Raw genomic sequence first — 17,622 nt, forward strand, 5'->3', positions numbered from 1 at the left:
CTCAGCCGTCACGCAGGCGCGTGAGTGCCGCCACGGCCACGTCGCGCTCAGTGGTCCGCCAGAAGGGCGGCATGGACCGCGCGAGGAACTCGCCGTACCGCGCCGTGGCGAGCCGGGGGTCGAGGACCGCGACCACGCCCTTGTCCTGCGGCCCGCGGATGAGCCGTCCGGCGCCCTGCGCGAGCAGGAGCGCGGCGTGTGTCGCCGACACGGCCATGAAGCCGTTGCCGCCCGCCGCGGCCACGACGTCGGCGCGGGCCGAGCGGACCGGGTCGTCGGGGCGCGGGAACGGGATGCGGTCGATGAGCACGAGGCGGCACGCGCGTCCCGGCACGTCGACGCCCTGCCACAGCGCGAGCGACCCGAACAGGCAGCTCGGCTCGTCGGCCGCGAACTGCGCGACGAGCGTGGGGAGCTGGTCGTCGCCCTGCAGCAGCACGGGGACGTCGAGCCGTTCCCGCATCGCCTCGGCGGCCGCGTTGGCCGCTCGACGGGACGAGAACAGCCCGAGCGTCGCGCCGCCCGAGGCGCGCACGAGCGCCTCGATCTCGTCGAGCTGCGCGTCGGTCGCTGGCTCGCGGCCGGGGGGAGGGAGGCGGCGAGCCACGTAGCAGATGCCCTGCCGGGGGTAGTCGAACGGGCTGCCGACGTCGAGGCCCGTCCACCGCATCTCGCCCGCTGCCACGGCGGCCGGGACGGGATCGGCGCCGGGGACGCTGGTGGGGCCCTCGGGCTCCAGGTCCGGCCGGCGCTCGAGACCCACCGAGCGCGCCATCGGGTCGAACGTGCCGCCGAGCGCGAGCGTCGCGGAGGTCAGTACAGCGGTCCGCCCCGCGAAGAGCTGGGTGCGGATCAGCCCGTTGACGGCGAGCGGCGCGGCGTGCAGCCTCGTCGTCACGGCGCCTGAGCGGTCCTCACCGCGCGCGCACCACATCACGGTGCGCGCGGCGTCCTCGGCCTCGGCGGTCATGCGCTCCGCCGTCTCGAACAACGTCAGGACGGCCGACTGCGCGACCTTGCGGCCGCCGTCGGCGGGACCCGATCCACCCGATCCGCCCGGCTCGGGCCGCAGGAGCGACAGCAGCGTGCGCGCCGCGTCCCGGACCACCGCCACGGCGTCGTGCACCTCGGCCGGCAGCCCGGCGGGGAAGCGACCTTCGCGCAGCGGCACGATGACCCCGGCGAGCGCCTCTCCCGCGGCCTCGAGGTCGGACGCGGGGACTCCGCCGTGTCGCCGGGCGACGCGCGCGGCGTGCTGCACGACGGGCAGCGACAGCTCGGCCGTGGCCTGCGTGGTGACCCGGTCCGCGAGCTCGTGCGCCTCGTCGACGACGAGGACCTGGTGCTCGGGCAGGACGCCCGGCGAGCCGGACGCGGCGATCCCGAGCATCGCGTGGTTCGTCACGACGACGTCGGCCTCGCGTGCACGGCCACGCGCACGCTCCGGGAAGCACTCGTCGAGCTTCGGGCACGCCGAGCCGATGCACTCGAGCGACGTCACGGACACCTGGCGCCACGCACGGTCGCTCACGCCGGGGACGAGGTCGTCCCGGTCGCCCGTGTCGGTCTCCTGCGACCACTCGCGCAGGCGCACGACCTGCTGGCCGAGCGCGCCGGGACCGGTCGCCCCGGCCGAGGGGTGCTCGGCGGCGCCCGCCTTCTCCGGCAGGTCGAACAGCGAGCCCTGGTCGTCGGCCGGGTACCCGCCCTCGACCTTGTGCAGGCACAGGTAGTTGTGCCAGCCCTTGAGCAGCGCGATGTCGGGGCGGCGCGGCAGGTGAGGGGCGAGCGCGTCGGCGACGAGCGGGAGGTCGCGCGTGAGGACCTGGCGCTGCAGCGCGAGCGTGGCGGTGGAGACGACGACGCGCTCGTCCGCGTGCACCGCGTGCTGGACGGCGGGCACGAGGTACCCGAGCGACTTTCCGGTGCCGGTGCCCGCCTGGACCAGCAGGTGCTCGCCGGTCCGCAGCGACGACGCGACCGCGCGGGCCATCGCGTGCTGGCCCTCTCGGCGAGCTCCGCCGAGCACGCCGACGGCGACGTCGAGCAGCTCGTCGACGGCGCCGTCGCGGTCACCGGGCTCGCGGCCGTCGGGCTCGCGAGCACCGGGCTCTGTCGCCGCCGGGTCGTCGGGCACGGACGGGGACGCGGGCATCGGGCCAGCCTAGTGCGGGTCGAGGGCCTGCCGGACTGCCGGGCGCCGCGTGCGACGCCCGCTCACGCGCGTCGGACCGACGCCTCCTCGAGCTCGGCCGCGAGCGACTCGTCGACGCGCGCGCGCAGCAGCGTGCCGTCCGCGGTGTGCTCCTCGTGGTCGATGTCGCCGTGCTCGTGCACACGGCTGACGAGGTCACCGCGCTGGTAGGGCACCACGACGTCGACCGTGACCCCCGGACGCGGCAGCTGGTCCGCGACGAGCGCCTGCAGCTCGGCGATGCCCTCGCCGCTGTGCGCGGAGACGACGATCGAGTGCAGCTCGCGCGAGCGCAGCCGGGCGATCACCTCGGGCGACGCGAGGTCGGCCTTGTTGAGCACGATGATCTCGGGCACGTCCATGGCGCCGGGGATGTCCGCGAACACGTGGCGGACCGCGGCGATCTGGCCCTCGGGGTCGGGGTGCGACGCGTCGACGACGTGCAGGATCAGGTCGGCGTCCGCGACCTCCTCGAGCGTCGAGCGAAATGCCTCGACGAGCTGGTGGGGCAACGACCGCACGAACCCGACCGTGTCGGCGAGCGTGTAGACGCGCCCGTCGACCGTCTCGGCGCGGCGGACCGTGGGGTCCAGGGTCGCGAACAGCGCGTTCTCGACCAGCACGCCGGCGTTCGTCAGCCGGTTCAGGAGCGAGGACTTGCCCGCGTTGGTGTAGCCCGCGATCGCGACGGACGGGATCGCGTGCCGCTTGCGCGACGCGCGCTTGGTCATGCGCGCCGGCTCCATCGCCGCGATCTCGCGGCGCAGCTTGGCCATGCGGTTGCGGATGCGCCGTCGGTCGAGCTCGATCTTCGTCTCACCCGGTCCGCGCGAGCCCATGCCCGCCCCGGCGCCGCCGACCTGACCGCCGGCCTGCCGGGACATCGACTCGCCCCAGCCGCGCAGGCGCGGCAGCAGGTACTCGAGCTGCGCGAGCTCGACCTGGGCCTTGCCCTCCCGCGACTTCGCGTGCTGGGCGAAGATGTCGAGGATCAGCGCGGTCCGGTCGACGACCTTGACGCGCACGATGTCCTCGAGCGCGCGGCGCTGCGACGGGGCGAGCTCGCCGTCGATGACCACGGTGTCCGCGCCGACCGCCGCGACGACTGACGCGAGCTCCGCGGCCTTGCCCGAGCCCAGGTAGGTGCCCGGGTCCGGCTTGGCGCGCCGCTGCAGCAGACCGTCGAGCACGGTCGACCCCGCGGTCTCCGCGAGGGCCGCGAGCTCGCGCAGCGACACCTCGGCGTCCTGCAGCGTGCCGTTGGACGTCCCCGCGGACGACGACGAGCCCCAGACCCCGACGAGGACGACCTTCTCGAGCCGCAGCTCGCGGTACTCGACCTCGGTGACGTCCTCGAGCTCGGTGGACAGGCCCGCGACGCGGCGCAGCGACGTGCGCTCCTCGAGGTCGAGCTGGTCGCCGTCGTACGCCGAGTGCACGGTGCCGCCCGCGTGCAGCGCGGTCCCCGCCCTCGCGAGCACCCGCGCCACCACGTCGTCGGCCACCTGCTGGGGCGAGCGGGGCTCGTCCGGCGTCGTGCTCGGTGTGGTGGTGTGGTGCGTCTCGCTCACGCGGCTCCTTCTCGGCGGGGACGCGGGCCGTCCCGCGTTCAGCCTCCAGGGTCGCACGCACGGCCGAGCACGTGCGAGGTGTTTCGCTGGAGGCGCAGGCTCGTCGGTAGGGTCGGGCCCGTGGCTGCAGACCACTACTTCACCGCACAGCCGGCCTCGGACGACGAGCGTCGCGACATCGTCGTACGCCTGGCGGGCCGTGACCTGCACGTGCAGACCGCGGGCGGCGTCTTCTCGCCCGACCACGTGGACCACGCGACGCGCGTCCTGCTCGACGAGGTGCCGCCGCCGCCCGCCGCGGGCGACCTGCTCGACCTCGGCTGCGGCTGGGGGCCGCTCGCGCTCGAGCTCGCGCTGCGCTCGCCGCAGGCCCGGGTGTGGGCGGTCGACGTCAACGAGCGCGCGCTCGACCTCGTGCGCCACAACGCCCGCGCGGTCGGTGCGTCGCACCTGCACGCCGTGCAGCCCGACGACGTGCCCGCCGACGTGCGGTTCGCCGCGATCTGGTCGAACCCGCCGATCCGGGTCGGCAAGGCCGCGCTGCACGAGCTGCTGCGGCGGTGGTTGCCGCGCCTGGCGCCGGGTGGCGTGGCGTCACTGGTCGTCGGCAAGAACTTGGGCGCGGACTCGCTGCAGCGCTGGCTGGCCGACGAGCTCGCCGGTAGCGCGACGGTCGAGCGCGTCGCGAGTGCCAAGGGCTTCCGCGTGCTGCAGGTCACGGCGTCCCCCGGGAGCGCCTGACGTCCGTGTCGGTCGCGACGCCTAGTCTGCTGCGATGCCCGCCGTCGTGACCGACGACGCGCGCGCGACCTGGGCCCGCCTGCGGACGACCACCTGGGCCATGTGCGCGCTCGTGTTCCTCGCCGCCTTCGAGTCGCTCGCCGTCACGACCGTCATGCCGACCGTGTCGCTCGAGCTCGACGGCGCAGCTCTGTACGCCGTGGCCTTCGCCGCCCCGCTCGCGTCGGGCGTGGTCGGGATGGTCGCCGCCGGGGCGTGGGCGGATCGCGTCGGACCGGCGCGGCCCCTGCTGGCCGCCGCCCTCGCCTTCGTCGCCGGGCTGCTGGTCGCAGGGACCGCGCCGACGATGGCGGTGCTGGCCGGCGGGCGGCTGCTGCAGGGCCTCGGCGGCGGCGCGCTCACCGTCGTCTCCTACGTCGTCGTCGCGCGCCTCTACCCCGGCGCGCTGCACCCGCGTGTCTTCGCGGGGTTCTCCGCGGCGTGGGTCATTCCCTCGCTCGTCGGGCCGCCCGTCGCGGGGTTCGTCACCGAGCGCGCCGACTGGCGGTGGGTGTTCCTCGGCGTGGCGGTGCTCGTCCCGCCCATCGCGGCCGTCGTGCTGGCCCGCGTGCGCTCCGTGGGACCGCCCGAGCACCCCGCGCCCCCCGAGCCCGGGGCGGAGCCCGTCGACGACGCGTCGACGACGAGCGCGCGCCGGATCGGGTGGGCGGCGCTCGCCGCGCTGGCGGTGCTCGTGCTCGGCGTCAGCGGCGAGCTCAGCAGCGCGGGGACCGTGGCGGCGTCGCTCGGCGGCGTCGCCGTCGCGCTCGCTGCCCTGTCCCGGCTCGTCCCGCCCGGCACCCTGCGAGCGGCCCGCGGGCTGCCCGCGATCGTGGCCGACCGCGGGCTGCTCGCGGGCGCCTTCTTCGGCGCCGAGGTGTACCTGCCCTACCTGCTGACGCGTCGGTACGACGTCTCGCCGACGTTCGCGGGCGTGACGCTGACGGCCGCAGCGCTCACCTGGGCGGGTGCGGCGTGGGTGCAGGGGCGCCTGGGCGAGCGACTCCCCCACGCACGGGCCATCCGGGTCGGCACGGTCGTCGTCACCCTGGGTATCGCGGGCACGGGCGTGGGTGCCGCGACGCACGCGCCGATCCCGGTCCTCGTCGCCGCGTGGGCGGTCGCGGGTTTCGGCATGGGCCTGACCTACGCGCGGCAGACCGTGCTCGTGCTGCGGTACTCGTCCGGCCGCGCCGCGGGCACCAACAGCTCCGCCCTGTCCGTCTCGGACTCGATCGGTGCGTCGCTCTCGCTGGCGGTGACGGGGGTGCTGTTCGCAGCGTTCTCGGCCCGCGGCGGTGACGCACCGTACGCCGCGTGCTTCGCGCTGACGTCGGTGCTCGCCGCCGGCGCGGCGCTCGTCGCCGTCCGCGTGACGCCCCGGGTGGTGAGCGCGCCTCAGGACGCTGGGGGCTCGCCGACCGCGTCGAGCGTGGCACGCACATGAGCGAGCCGCGGGACGCCGGCCGTCCGCTCGACGATGCGCCCGTGCGCGTCGAGCACGAGCACTGTGGGCGTGCTGTGCACGGCGAGGCGGGCCCCGAGCCGCTCGCCGCGTGACCCGGCGACGTCGAGCTCGACCAGGCGCACCCCGTCGGTGGTCTCCACGGCCCGTTGCAGCACCACGCGTGCCATCCGGCACGGCTGGCAGAACGTGCTCGACAGCTCGACCACCGTCGCCCGGGTGCCGAGCGGGACTCCCAGGTCGTCCGGCGTGAGGACCTGCTGGTCGGCCACGCTCACCGGCCGAGCAGCGCCGTCAGGTCGACGTCCATCTCGCCGACGAGCACGGCCGGACCGGCCAGCTCGGCGTGGTCGTCGCCCAGCGCGGTGACGCGGACCGTGCCGCCGGGCACGTCGACGAGCCAGGTGTCAGGCGCGTCGGCACCCGCCCACGTGCGCACCGCCATCGCTGCCGCGACGGCACCCGTGCCGCACGAGCGGGTCTCCCCCACGCCGCGCTCGTGCACCCGCATGCGCACGCGTCCCGTCGTGCGGCCGTCGACGACCGTCTCGCCGAGCGGGACGACGATCTCGACGTTCGTGCCGTGGGGCGGGACCGGCCGCACCTGCGGCGCGCGCGTGAGGTCGACCGCGGCCAGCTCGGCGACGTCGGGCAGCGCGAGCACGCTGTGCGGGTTGCCGACGTCGACGGACAGCGCCGGTCGCACGACGTCCAGCCCCGTGACCGCGACCTCGGCGTCGAACCCGGCCTCGGCCGCGGCACGACCGCCGGGCAGGTGCCACCGGCCGATGTCGAACGCGAACCACGCGCCGTCGCCGACGCCCTCAGGCACCGCGACGCGCCGCACGCGCATCACGCCCGCGCGCGTGCCGACGGCGACCTCGTCGGCATCGGGCCACAGTCCGAGCCGGTCGAGGTAGAGGGCGAACACCCGCACGCCGTTCCCGCACATCTCCGCGATCGAGCCGTCCGCGTTGCGGTAGTCCATGAACCACTGCGCCTCGGGTGCGTCGGCGAGCAGCGGGGCGCCCTCGACCACGTGGCGGCTCGCGACGAGCCGGATCACGCCGTCTCCCCCGACGCCCGCACGCCGGTCCGCGAGCGCCCGCACCAGGTCGGCGCTCAGGTCGAGGTGACCGTCGCGGTCGTCGAGCAGGACGAAGTCGTTCTGCGTGCCGTGACCCTTGGTCACGTGCAGGGTCCCGTCCGGGCGCGCGGGTGGGGCGGCGGCCTGTCCGTCGACGGACGGGCCCACGGCGGTCGTCATGAACCCAGACTACGGCGGGGCGCCGGGTCGTCGGTGGCCGCGCCGAGCCGTCCGGCGTCCGCCTGGGCGACGAGCGCGAGCGCCCGGTCGACCAGGTCCGGGTCCTGCGCGTCGAGCCAGTGCACGCGCGGGTCGCGGCCGAACCAGCCCATCTGCTTGCGCGCCAGGCGGCGCGTCCCGGCGGTGATCGCGTCACGAGCCTCGTCGGGGGTGAGCTCGCCGCGCAGCATCGCTGCCGTCTCCGCGTACCCGACCGCGCGTGCGGCGGTGCGGCCCAGCCCGTGCTCGAGCAGTCTCTCGACCTCGGCGACGAGCCCGCGCTCGAGCATGTGCTCGGTCCGCGCCGCGACGCGGGCGTCGAGGACCGCGCGGTCGCAGTCGAGCCCGATCTGCACCGCGGGGACCTCGTACACGTGCTGCGGCAGCGACGCGGAGTACCGCCGCCCGGTGAGCTCGATGACCTCGAGCGCACGCACGATGCGCCGCGCGTTACGTGGCCCGATCGCCTCCGCCGCGACCGGGTCCAGGCGCGCCAGCTCGTCGTGCAGGGCACGCGACCCGTGCTCCTCGACGCGAGCCTCGAGGCGCGCGCGCACGTCCGGGTCGGTACCCGGGAACTCCATGTGGTCGAGCAGCGCCCGCACGTACAGGCCCGACCCGCCCGCGGCGACCACGCGCACACCGCGCGTGGCGCAGTCGTCGATCGTCGCGCGCGCGAGCGCCTGGTAGTCCGCGACGGAGGCCTCCTCGCGCGGGTCGAGCACGTCGAGCAGGTGGTGCGGGACGCCTCGACGCTCGGCGAGCGTCATCTTGGCGGTGCCGACGTCCATGCCGCGGTACAGCTGGAGCGCGTCGGCGTTGAGCACCTCGCCGCCCAGGGCGAGCGCGAGGGCGACGGCCAGGTCGGACTTGCCGGTCGCGGTCGGCCCCACGACGGCGACGACGAGCGCGCTCACCGTGCGCCGCCCGTCAGCCAGGTCCCGACGACGTGCTGCGCACCGAGCAGCACGTGCCCCTCGACGTCGGCCCGTACCTCGGCCGCCGTAGCGCCGACGAGCACCTGCCACGGCCCCCAGCCGGTGACTGCGAGCGCCTCGGCACGCACGGGGTCGAGCGCGGCGATCCGCTCGCGCGCCGCGGGGTCCCCCGAGCGCAGGGCGTCCACGAGCGCGTCGTCGTAGGCGAGCGCCTCGGGGTCGTCGGCGAGCGGCGCGTCCGGGCCGTGCCGTCCCGAGGCCGAGCCGACGACGACGAGCGCCGTGCGCGCCCGGCCCGCGGCCAGGCTGGACCCGAGCGCGCGCAGCGCGACCCCGTCGCTCCTGCAGGTCTCGACGGCGTGCGCCGCACCGCGCCCCGTGGCGGCCAGCAGCCGCAGCGCGACCGCCGTCGGGACGCTCGCCCGGTGCGTGCGCCCGAGGCGCGCAGCCACCTCCTCGGGAACGACGAGGTCCGCCGGCGGGACCTGCGCCAGCGTCTGGTCGGGGATCCCGGCGGCGGCGAGGCTGGCGCGCACCTGTCCGACCACCGCGACCGCGGGCACCGTCGTCGTCCCCGCTCTCGCGTGCGCCGGACCGCCCGGCGCTGCCGACCCCTCCGGCGTGGTCCCGGGCGTCCGACGAGCAGCCCTGCCGGGCGCGACCACCACGACGCGGTCCGCGTGCTCGACCGCGCGCCGCACCGCCGCCGTCGCCACCTCGCGCAGCCCGGCCGCAGGATCCGTGCGACCGGACGCACCGGGGACCAGCAGCGCCGTGTCGGGGACGAGAGCAGCGGCGACCAGCATGAGGTGACGCTATCCGAGGTCGCCGCGCGCTCCGGTCACCAGGCGGGGAGGGCCGCGTGGGCAGGAGCCGGACGAGCGCGGGCTGGTCAGGACGAGCCAGGCCGCTCGAACGGCCTACGCGGGGACGGATCAGGCGCTGGGCCGGTGCCGTGCGTCTCAGACGTGGTCCGTGCCGCCGGGGTCGGTGCTCGCAGCACCCGGCGCGGCTGCGTCCTCGGCGGCACGTGCGGCGGCGGAGCGCTGGGCCCGGAACGCCTCGACGGCCTCGGGGAACTGCTCGTCGAGGTGGGAGAAGAACGCGAGCGCCGTGGAGACCGCGCAGCCGAGGTGCTGGTCGAGCTGGGAGTCCGCGACCCCCGGCCGGTAGTCGACCGCGTGCTCCGCGTACACCCCGAGCAGGTCGTCCTCGACGCGCACGTAGGTCTTCGGGAAGACCTTGTCGGTGTTCCACGCGTTCGCGAGCTCGAGGACCTCGAGGTACCGCGACGCCGCGAGCGGGCGCGTCCAGCGACCCCGGACCTGCAGGAACTCCCGCTCGGCTCCGATCCGCACGAAGTAGAAGACGTGGTCGTCCCAGATGCCGCCGATGTCGCCGTCCGAGTCGATCGCGTACCGGTAGCCGTGGGCGTCGAGCGTCGCCGTGACGCGCTCGTGCGTCAACGGCTCGAGCGCGGGCGCGGGCGCGGCAGGGGCCGGCTCCGGCGCGTCGTGCTTGCTGAAGAAGCCCATGGGCACCGTCCTCGTCGTCGTTCCGGGACCCGGCTCGCGGGTCCTCGCGACACTAGCCCGCACCCCACGACACCCGCGAACCCGACGGCACCCGCCGCACCACGACGCGCCACGCCGTCCACGCTCTGGGACGGCCACCGCGATCCCCCCGACGCGCGCGGGTAGTGTCGCCCCATGGCCGCGCAGCCCGACGAGCACCGCCCGTGGTGGCGTCGTCGGCGTGCGTCCGGGGACGCCCCGGAACCACGCATGGAGCCGAGCGACGACGAGCTGCACGCGAACGTCACGCGCCTGCTCGCGCGCGAGCTGGGTGTCCCCGAGTCGGCGACCGAGCACCCCCGGTCGGTCACCCCCGCGCGCATCGCGGCGTGGATGGCCGACAACCACTTCAGCTACTTCGTCGACAACGACGGCGACCTCGGCGGGCTGTGGCGCGGGCGGTTGTTCTACTTCTTCCTCTTCGGCGAGCGTGCGGAGATCCTGCAGATCCGCGGGCAGTGGCACCGCGAGATCGCGATCGAGCGCCTCGAGGAGGTCCTCGACCTGTGCAACGAGTGGAACGCCGACCGCATCTGGCCCAAGGCGTACGTGCGCGTGCGGGACAACGGTCGCGTGCACGTCGTCGCGGAGGTCGCCACCGACCTCGAGCACGGCGCGACCGACGCCCAGCTCTCGCAGCTGCTGTTCTGCGGCCTGTCGACCGGCTCGATGTTCTTCGACGCGATCGACGAGAAGTACCCCGACCCGGCCGGGAGCGTGCCGTGAGCGGGCCGGGCTGGCTCCTGCGCGTGCTGGGCGGGCTGCCGAAGCCCGCCAAGCATGCTCCCGCCGACGACGAGGAGCCGCAGCCCGTCACGCGCGACCGGGTGGGCGACTACCTGCTCGACAAGGGCTACCGGTTCATCGTCGACGACGACGGCGACCTCACCGGGACGTGGGACGGCAGCCGGTTCTGGTTCCTGCTGCTCGGCGAGCACGACGAGATCGTCCAGGTGCGCGGACGGTGGCACCGGCAGGTGCCGCTCGAGCAGCGGGCGGCCGTCTCGCTCGCGCTCAACGACTGGAACCGCGAGCGCATCTGGCCCAAGGCGTACGTCCGCGAGGAGGAGGGCATGCTCGCGCTCTACTCCGAGGTCAGCGCGGACTTCGAGCCGGGCGCGACCGACAACCAGCTCGCCCAGGTCCTGTCGTGCGGGCTGGGCACGGGCGTGCAGCTGTTCGCCGCGCTCGAGGCGACCATCCCCGGCGGCGGTCTGCCCCCGGACGTGCCGGACAACTGACGGCTCGGCGGCACTGGCGCTCGTCGAACCGGTCCTCAGCCGCATCCGAGCTCAGCCGTACCCGAGCTCGGTCGCACCCGAGCTCAGCGGACGGTGAGCGACGGCATCCCGAGGCTGACGGGACCGGGCGCCGCGCCCGTGCCGCACGCGTCTGCGCCGTGCCCGCCCGCGTGCTCGTCGTCGCCCGACTGCCGCGTCTGCCACGCGTCACCGGCTCGCGTGCGCCGCACGGCGAACGGCCCACCCGTGAGCGCGGAGTCCGCGACCAGGTGGTGCGGTGCACCGTGCGTCACCTGCACGGTCACGAGGTCACCCGGCCGGGGCGCGGCGTCGGGGTCGAGGTCAGCCGGCAGCGCGAGGTGCACGAGACGGTTGTCGGCGGCGCGCCCCGAGATCCGGCGCGTCTCGCCATCCTTGCGCCCCTCGCCCTCCGCCACGAGCACCTCGACGACCCGACCCTCCTGGGCCGCGTTCTCCTGCGCACAGATGCGCTCCTGGAGCGCGATCAGCCGCTCGTACCGCTCCTGCACGACCGCCTTGGGCAGCTGGTCCGGCAGGTCGGCGGCCGGCGTCCCCGGCCGCTGCGAGTACTGGAACGTGAACGCGGAGGAGAACCGCGCGGCCTCGACCACGCGCAGCGTGTCCTCGAAGTCCTCGTCGGTCTCCCCCGGGAAGCCGACGATGATGTCGGTCGTGATCGCCGCGTGCGGGATGGCCGCGCGCACGCGGTCGAGGATGCCGAGGAACTTCTCGGACCGGTAGGAGCGGCGCATCGCGCGCAGCACCCGGTCCGAGCCGGACTGCAGGGGCATGTGGAGCGACGGCATGACCGTCGGCGTCGCCGCCATCGCCTCGATGACGTCGTCGGTGAACGCCGCGGGATGAGGCGAGGTGAAGCGCACCCGCTCGAGGCCGGGGATCGCGCCCACGGCACGCAGGAGCTTGGCGAACGCACCGCGGTCGCCGAAGCCCACACCGTAGGAGTTCACGTTCTGCCCGAGCAGCGTGACCTCGATCGCGCCGGTTGCGACGAGGGCCTCGACCTCGGCGAGGATCTCCCCCGGCCGCCGGTCGCGCTCCTTGCCGCGCAGGTGCGGCACGATGCAGAACGTGCACGTGTTGTTGCACCCGACGCTGATGGAGACCCAGCCCGCGTAGACGGACTCGCGGCGCGTGGGCAGCGTCGACGGGAAGACCTTGAGCGACTCCTCGATCTCCACCTGCGCGGCCGCGTTGTGCCGCGCGCGCTCGAGCAGCACCGGCAGCACGTCGAGGTTGTGCGTGCCGAACACCACGTCGACCCAGGGTGCGCGCTCGACGATGCCGGCGCGGTCCTTCTGCGCGAGGCACCCGCCGACGGCGATCTGCATGTCCGGGCGGCTGCGCTTGGTGCGGGCCAGGCGGCCCAGGTTCCCGTACAGCTTGTCGGCCGCGTTCTCGCGCACCGCGCACGTGTTGATGACGATCACGTCGGCGTCCTCGGACGCCGCCTGCTCGGGCGTGGCCGCGACGTAGCCCGCCTGCTCGAGCATGCCGGCCATGTGCTCGGAGTCGTGCACGTTCATCTGGCAGCCGAGCGTCTTGACGAGGTACGTGCGCGCAGAACCGCCCGACGTGGTCGTGGTCGGGGCGTGGTCGGGCGCGGGCAGGGTCGTGGACATCACCGACCAGGGTACGGCCGACGACCGTGCCCGCCGGAACCGCATGGACGCGCCTGCCGCACGCTCCCGCAGGTCACCCGTTCGCCTGACCGGCCTGTTGCCCCGACGAATGTTGCCGGATCGAGACGCACGACGGATGCAGGATCGGACAATTCCCCCTACGTTCGACGGATGGCGGACGTCGTGACGGAACCCGGACCCGGGGCTGAGCCTGCACCTGCGCCCGGGCAGCTCGGCCCCCCGCTCGTCGAGCTGCGCGGAGTCGACAAGCACTTCGGTGCGCTGCACGTGCTCAAGGACATCGACCTGACCGTCTCGCGCGGTGAGGTCGTCGTCATCATCGGCCCCTCCGGGAGCGGCAAGTCGACGCTGTGCCGCACCATCAACCGTCTCGAGACGATCGACTCCGGCTCGATCGTGATCGACGGGCGCGAGCTGCCCGAGGAGGGCCGCGACCTCGCACGGCTGCGGGCCGAGGTCGGCATGGTCTTCCAGTCGTTCAACCTCTTCGCGCACCGGACCGTGCTGGAGAACGTCACGCTCGGGCCGATCAAGGCCAAGGGCATGAAGAAGGCCGAGGCGACGGCCCGAGCGACCGAGCTGCTCGAGCGTGTCGGGGTCGGCAACCAGGCCGCCAAGCTCCCGGCGCAGCTCTCCGGCGGGCAGCAGCAGCGCGTGGCGATCGCTCGCGCGCTGGCGATGGGTCCGAAGGTCATGCTCTTCGACGAGCCGACGTCGGCGCTCGACCCCGAGATGATCAACGAGGTCCTCGACGTCATGGTCGGGCTCGCGCGCGACGGCATGACGATGCTCGTCGTCACGCACGAGATGGGCTTCGCGCGTCGCGCCGCGCACCGCGTGGTGTTCATGGACGCGGGCGAGATCGTCGAGCAGGCGGACCCCGAGACGTTCTTCACCGCACCGCGCAGCGAGCGCGCCCGCGACTTCCTGTCCAAGATCCTCACCCACTGACGCCGCCGCCGACCCTGCCCGACCGTCCCTCCGAGGCTTCCCGCACGACACGTTGAGAACCGACACGAAGGGAACCACCATGCGCACCCGAATCATGGCGACCGCACTCACCCTCGCAGGCGCCCTCACGCTCGCCGCCTGCTCCTCGGACAGCGACACGTCCGACGACGCCACGGGCGGGAGCAGCGGCGACAGCGGCGGCGGGACCATCCGCATCGGCATCAAGTTCGACCAGCCGGGTCTCGGCTTCAAGGACGGCGACACCTACACGGGCTTCGACGTCGACGTGGCCAAGTACGTCGCCGACAAGCTCGGCTACGCCGAGGACGACATCGAGTTCGTGGAGTCACCCTCGGCCCAGCGCGAGACCATGCTGCAGAACAAGCAGGTCGACATGATCTTCGCGACGTACTCGATCACGGACGCCCGCAAGGAGGTCGTCTCGTTCGCGGGGCCGTACTTCGTCGCCGGGCAGGACCTGCTGGTGGCCGTCGACGACGACACGATCACGGGGCCCGAGGACCTCGACGGCAAGAACCTGTGCTCGGTGACGGGGTCCACCTCGGCGCAGCGCATCAAGGACGAGCACGCGGCCGGGACCAACCTGCTCGAGCAGCCCGGCTACAGCGAGTGCGTCACGGCGCTGACGGCGGGCACGGTCGACGCCGTCACCACCGACGACATCATCCTCGCCGGCCTGGCCGCCATCCCGGCCAACGAGGGCAAGGTCAAGGTCGTCGGGAACCCGTTCTCCGAGGAGAACTACGGGGTCGGGCTGCCCAAGGACACCGACAAGTGCCAGGCCGTGACCGACGCGATCAAGGCCATGATCGAGGACGGCTCGTGGCAGAAGGCGCTCGACGACAACGTCAGCGCGTCCGGGTACAAGCCGAACGCCGACCTCAACCCGCCCGAGCCGGCCGCCTGCGCGTGAGCCGCTGAGCCCGCGGGCCGAGCGGCGCTCGCGTCGTCGCCCGGCCCGCGGTCCGCGCCAGACCCCGCCACGACAGGAGGACCGGTGGACGACTTCGCGTCGTTGTTCGACGAGTTCGACGTGCTCGGCGCGTTCTGGGTGAACATCCAGCTCACGTTCTTCGCGGCGATCTTCGCCCTCGTCCTCGGCACGGTCCTGGCGGTCATGCGCATCTCACCCGTGCCGAGTCTGCGCTGGGCCGGCACGACGTACGTCACGCTGCTGCGGAACACACCGCTGACGGTGATCATCGTGTTCTGCGTGCTCGGCCTCTGGGGGCAGCTGGGGATCACGCTGTCGTCGGACTTCCAGCGCAACTTCTTCTGGCTCTCGGTGCTCGGGCTGACCGTGTACCACGCCGCGTTCGTGTGCGAGGCGCTGCGCTCGGGCGTCAACACCGTGCCCGTCGGGCAGGCCGAGGCCGCGCGCGCGATCGGCCTAGGGTTCGGCGACTCGGCGCGGCTCGTGATCCTGCCGCAGGCCTTCCGCGGCGCGGTCGCACCGCTCGGCAACGTGCTCATCGCGCTCACCAAGAACTCGACGGTCGCCGCCGCCGGGTCCGTCGCCGAGACCTCCGGCCTGCTCAAGCAGATGATCGAGTTCCGGCCCGACCTGATGGTGGCGATCTTCCTGGTCTTCGCGTTCGGCTTCGTGCTCATCGTCGTCCCGATCGGTCTGGCGACGACGAGCCTGTCGCGGCGGCTGGCGGTGGCGCGATGAGCGGCTCGGTCCTCTTCGACGCACCGGGTCCGCGGGCCCGGCGCCGGATGGTGTGGGTCAACGTCGGGGCGACGCTCGTCGTCGCGGGGATCGGCTTCTACGCGCTGGTCCTGCTGAACCGCAAGGGCCAGCTCGACGCCGACCTCTGGAGCCCGCTGTTCACGGCGAACGCCTGGGAGAACTTCTTCCTGCCCGGCCTTCGCCAGACCCTCGTCGCGGCGGGCCTGTCGATCGTCACGGCGGGCGTGTTCGGGCTGGTGTTCGGACTCGGACGACTCTCCGCGTCCCGCACCGTGCGCGCGCTGTCCGGGGGCGTCGTGGAGTTCTTCCGCGCGGTCCCGGTGCTGATCATGATGGTGTTCTTCTACATGGCGATCCCCCGGCTCGACATCGTCTCGCCGAAGGACCTGCCGCTCGTCGCGGTCGTGCTGGGCCTGACGCTCTACAACGGCTCGGTGTTCGCCGAGCTCGTGCGTTCCGGCGTGCACGGGCTGCCCCGGGGCCAGCGCGAGGCGGCGCTCGCGATCGGCCTGCGTCGGTCGCAGTCGCTGCGCCTCGTCGAGGTCCCCCAGGCGATCATCGCGATGCTGCCCGCGATCGCGAGCCAGCTCGTCGTGATCCTCAAGGACACCGCGCTCGGCGCGATCATCACCTACCCGGAGCTGCTCGCAGCCGCGCGGCGGTTCGGGTCGGGCAACGGCAACATCCTGCAGGCGCTCGTCGTCGCGGCCGTCGTCTTCATCGTCATCAACTGGCTGCTCACGCGGCTCGCCGAAGCGCTCGCCGGACGCGTCGGCCGCCGCACGGCGGGCAAGACGCGCGTCGAGGCACCGAGCCTGGCCGTCACGGCGCGCGACTGACGCGTCCTGGCTGGGTCAGCCTGCGGTCGCGCTCGCCCGGATCTCCCGCACGACGGTGACCTGGATCTCGCCCGGGTACGACAGGTCAGCCTCGATGTGCCGGGCGATCGCGACCGCGAGCTGCGGCAGCGCGGCGTCGTCCACCTCGGACGGTTCGACGACCACGCGGACCTCACGGCCCGCCGACATCGCCAGAGCCCGGCGCACACCGTCGTGCGCCGCCACGAGGCTCTCCAGCTTGTCCATCCGCTCGACGTACTGGTCGAGCTCCTGGCGCCGCGCTCCCGGCCGAGCCGCCGAGATGGCGTCCGCGACCTGGACGACCACGGCCTCGACCGTCTCGAGCGGCACCTCGTCGTGGTGCGCCGCGATGGCGTTGACCACGATGTCGCTCTCGCCGTGACGGCGTGCGAGATCGGCACCCACGGCCGCGTGCGTGCCGGCGACCTCGTTGGTGAGCGCCTTGCCCAGGTCGTGCAGGAACGCAGCCCGACGCGCAACCGCCTCGTTCGCACCCAGCTCTGCGGCGAGCGAACCGGCGAGCAACGCACACTCGACGAGGTGCTCGAGCACGTTCTGCCCGTACGACGTGCGCAACCGCAACCGCCCGAGCGCGCGGACGAGCACGGGATGCAGGTCGGCGACGCCCGCCCGCTCGGCCGCGTCGTGGCCCGCGGCGACCGCGCGCTCGTCCGCACCCGCGAGTGCTTCGGCGTACGCCGCCTCGATGCGCTGCGGGTGGATGCGGCCGTCGGCCATGAGCGCCTCGAGCGCGACCTGCGCGACCTCACGGCGCTCCGCGTCGAAGCACGACAGGACCACGGCGTCCGGCTGCTCGTCGACCAGCACGTTGACCCCGGTCAGCGCCTCGAACGACCGGATGTTGCGGCCCTCTTTGCCGATGATCCGGCCCTTCATCTCGTCCGAGGGCAAGGGCAGCACCGTCAGCCCGGACTGCGCGCTGGTCGCGACGGCCGTGCGCTGGACAGCGGTCGCGACGATGCGTCGGGCCCGCGCCTCGGCGGTCCGGCGGGCCTGCGCCTCGGCACGGCGCACGTAGGACGACGCCTCGTTCTGCGCCTGCTCGGTGATGCGCCGCGTGAGCGCGTCGCGGGCCTCGTCGATGGTCAGGCCGGTCACCGACTCGAGCTCGACGCGCGCCTTGTCCTGCGCCTCGTCGATCGCAGCGCGGGCCTGCTCGTGCGCGTGCGCGAGCTGGGCGGCGGCGTCGCGCTCGGCGGCCCCGAGCGCGCGCTCCGCGGCGCGTTCGGACTGCGCAGCGACGCGCTCGTGCTCGCGCGCCTTCTGCTCGGCCTCGGCGGCAGCCGCCTGCGCGGCGGCGGCGGTCTCGTCACGCTCGCGCGCGC

The 17,622-nt window shown here is 74.1% G+C and carries 17 protein-coding genes; 8 read left to right on the top strand and 9 right to left on the bottom strand.

Features of this window, described 5'->3' with window-relative positions; all coding sequences use genetic code 11:
* Position 1: 1 nt before the first annotated feature.
* Together CWIS_RS08875 and hflX are read right to left on the bottom strand one after the other, a co-directional pair.
* Positions 2 to 2,155: an ATP-dependent DNA helicase gene (locus CWIS_RS08875; protein ID WP_048342911.1), complete on the bottom strand. Its 2,154-nt coding sequence runs from the start codon at positions 2,153 to 2,155 to the stop codon at positions 2 to 4.
* A 62-nt stretch (positions 2,156 to 2,217) separates the two neighbouring features.
* Complete coding sequence (gene hflX / locus CWIS_RS08880; protein WP_048342912.1) at positions 2,218 to 3,765, bottom strand: GTPase HflX; 1,548 nt, start codon at positions 3,763 to 3,765, stop codon at positions 2,218 to 2,220.
* A 120-nt stretch (positions 3,766 to 3,885) separates the two neighbouring features.
* Here hflX and CWIS_RS08885 point away from each other — a divergent pair, with 120 nt between their 5' ends.
* The gene (locus tag CWIS_RS08885; protein WP_048342913.1) at positions 3,886 to 4,506 is read left to right on the top strand and encodes a class I SAM-dependent methyltransferase; all 621 of its coding nucleotides are present in this window, start codon (positions 3,886 to 3,888) and stop codon (positions 4,504 to 4,506) included.
* Between the two features lie 34 nt (positions 4,507 to 4,540).
* The gene (locus CWIS_RS08890; protein ID WP_053071639.1) at positions 4,541 to 5,992 is read left to right on the top strand and encodes an MFS transporter; all 1,452 of its coding nucleotides are present in this window, start codon (positions 4,541 to 4,543) and stop codon (positions 5,990 to 5,992) included.
* Here CWIS_RS08890 and CWIS_RS08895 read toward each other — a convergent pair.
* From CWIS_RS08895 to CWIS_RS08915, 5 genes are all read right to left on the bottom strand, one after another.
* Positions 5,944 to 6,288 carry a thioredoxin family protein gene (locus CWIS_RS08895; protein ID WP_231583742.1) on the bottom strand — a complete coding sequence of 115 codons (345 nt, stop codon included), beginning with the start codon at positions 6,286 to 6,288 and terminating at the stop codon, positions 5,944 to 5,946. The two genes, CWIS_RS08890 and CWIS_RS08895, sit on opposite strands and share 49 nt — an antisense overlap.
* A complete protein-coding gene (gene dapF, locus CWIS_RS08900; RefSeq protein ID WP_048342915.1) occupies positions 6,285 to 7,277 on the bottom strand; it encodes a diaminopimelate epimerase in 993 nt (330 codons plus the stop codon). Before dapF ends, CWIS_RS08895 begins: the two co-directional genes overlap by 4 nt.
* Positions 7,274 to 8,233, bottom strand: coding sequence for a tRNA (adenosine(37)-N6)-dimethylallyltransferase MiaA (gene miaA / locus CWIS_RS08905; protein WP_048342916.1), 960 nt, complete (start codon positions 8,231 to 8,233; stop codon positions 7,274 to 7,276). The genes dapF and miaA overlap by 4 nt, the downstream gene beginning before the upstream one ends.
* A complete protein-coding gene (locus CWIS_RS17610) occupies positions 8,230 to 9,060 on the bottom strand; it encodes a hypothetical protein (protein ID WP_053071640.1) in 831 nt (276 codons plus the stop codon). The genes miaA and CWIS_RS17610 overlap by 4 nt, the downstream gene beginning before the upstream one ends.
* Before the next feature lie 156 nt (positions 9,061 to 9,216).
* Positions 9,217 to 9,789 (bottom strand): YbjN domain-containing protein, encoded by a 573-nt coding sequence (locus tag CWIS_RS08915; RefSeq protein WP_048342917.1) that lies wholly within the window; start codon positions 9,787 to 9,789, stop codon positions 9,217 to 9,219.
* 174 nt (positions 9,790 to 9,963) lie between these two features.
* Between CWIS_RS08915 and CWIS_RS08920 the strand changes: the two genes are divergently transcribed.
* Together CWIS_RS08920 and CWIS_RS08925 are read left to right on the top strand one after the other, a co-directional pair.
* Positions 9,964 to 10,554 (top strand): YbjN domain-containing protein, encoded by a 591-nt coding sequence (locus CWIS_RS08920; RefSeq protein WP_048342918.1) that lies wholly within the window; start codon positions 9,964 to 9,966, stop codon positions 10,552 to 10,554.
* Positions 10,551 to 11,069, top strand: coding sequence for a YbjN domain-containing protein (locus CWIS_RS08925; protein WP_048342919.1), 519 nt, complete (start codon positions 10,551 to 10,553; stop codon positions 11,067 to 11,069). Before CWIS_RS08920 ends, CWIS_RS08925 begins: the two co-directional genes overlap by 4 nt.
* An 83-nt stretch (positions 11,070 to 11,152) precedes the next feature.
* On the opposite strand, the gene miaB is transcribed toward CWIS_RS08925, so the two are convergent.
* Positions 11,153 to 12,730, bottom strand: coding sequence for a tRNA (N6-isopentenyl adenosine(37)-C2)-methylthiotransferase MiaB (gene miaB, locus CWIS_RS08930; protein ID WP_048342920.1), 1,578 nt, complete (start codon positions 12,728 to 12,730; stop codon positions 11,153 to 11,155).
* 171 nt (positions 12,731 to 12,901) lie between these two features.
* Between miaB and CWIS_RS08935 the strand changes: the two genes are divergently transcribed.
* The 4 genes from CWIS_RS08935 to CWIS_RS08950 all read left to right on the top strand — a co-directional run bounded on the left by CWIS_RS08935 (position 12,902) and on the right by CWIS_RS08950 (position 16,255).
* Positions 12,902 to 13,702 carry an amino acid ABC transporter ATP-binding protein gene (locus CWIS_RS08935; protein ID WP_048342921.1) on the top strand — a complete coding sequence of 267 codons (801 nt, stop codon included), beginning with the start codon at positions 12,902 to 12,904 and terminating at the stop codon, positions 13,700 to 13,702.
* 94 nt (positions 13,703 to 13,796) lie between these two features.
* Positions 13,797 to 14,636, top strand: coding sequence for a glutamate ABC transporter substrate-binding protein (locus tag CWIS_RS08940; protein WP_369796539.1), 840 nt, complete (start codon positions 13,797 to 13,799; stop codon positions 14,634 to 14,636).
* 84 nt (positions 14,637 to 14,720) lie between these two features.
* Complete coding sequence (locus CWIS_RS08945; RefSeq protein WP_048342923.1) at positions 14,721 to 15,395, top strand: amino acid ABC transporter permease; 675 nt, start codon at positions 14,721 to 14,723, stop codon at positions 15,393 to 15,395.
* Positions 15,392 to 16,255 carry an amino acid ABC transporter permease gene (locus CWIS_RS08950; RefSeq protein ID WP_048342924.1) on the top strand — a complete coding sequence of 288 codons (864 nt, stop codon included), beginning with the start codon at positions 15,392 to 15,394 and terminating at the stop codon, positions 16,253 to 16,255. Before CWIS_RS08945 ends, CWIS_RS08950 begins: the two co-directional genes overlap by 4 nt.
* A gap of 15 nt (positions 16,256 to 16,270) precedes the next feature.
* Here CWIS_RS08950 and rny read toward each other — a convergent pair.
* On the bottom strand, positions 16,271 to 17,622 hold a 1,352-nt coding region (gene rny / locus CWIS_RS08955; protein WP_082156340.1), incomplete at its 5' end, for a ribonuclease Y.

It is taken from the genome of Cellulomonas sp. A375-1, assembly GCF_001040865.1.
Lineage (GTDB): Bacteria > Actinomycetota > Actinomycetes > Actinomycetales > Cellulomonadaceae > Cellulomonas > Cellulomonas gelida.

Coding starts and splice junctions, on each gene's coding strand:
- CWIS_RS08875 (WP_048342911.1), bottom strand. CDS start 2,155: ATGCCCGCGTCCCCGTCCGTGCCCGACGACCCGGCGGCGACAGAGCCC.
- CWIS_RS08890 (WP_053071639.1), top strand. CDS start 4,541: ATGCCCGCCGTCGTGACCGACGACGCGCGCGCGACCTGGGCCCGCCTG.
- dapF (WP_048342915.1), bottom strand. CDS start 7,277: ATGACGACCGCCGTGGGCCCGTCCGTCGACGGACAGGCCGCCGCCCCA.
- CWIS_RS17610 (WP_053071640.1), bottom strand. CDS start 9,060: ATGCTGGTCGCCGCTGCTCTCGTCCCCGACACGGCGCTGCTGGTCCCC.
- CWIS_RS08915 (WP_048342917.1), bottom strand. CDS start 9,789: ATGGGCTTCTTCAGCAAGCACGACGCGCCGGAGCCGGCCCCTGCCGCG.
- CWIS_RS08920 (WP_048342918.1), top strand. CDS start 9,964: ATGGCCGCGCAGCCCGACGAGCACCGCCCGTGGTGGCGTCGTCGGCGT.
- miaB (WP_048342920.1), bottom strand. CDS start 12,730: ATGTCCACGACCCTGCCCGCGCCCGACCACGCCCCGACCACGACCACG.
- CWIS_RS08935 (WP_048342921.1), top strand. CDS start 12,902: ATGGCGGACGTCGTGACGGAACCCGGACCCGGGGCTGAGCCTGCACCT.
- CWIS_RS08940 (WP_369796539.1), top strand. CDS start 13,797: ATGGCGACCGCACTCACCCTCGCAGGCGCCCTCACGCTCGCCGCCTGC.
- CWIS_RS08950 (WP_048342924.1), top strand. CDS start 15,392: ATGAGCGGCTCGGTCCTCTTCGACGCACCGGGTCCGCGGGCCCGGCGC.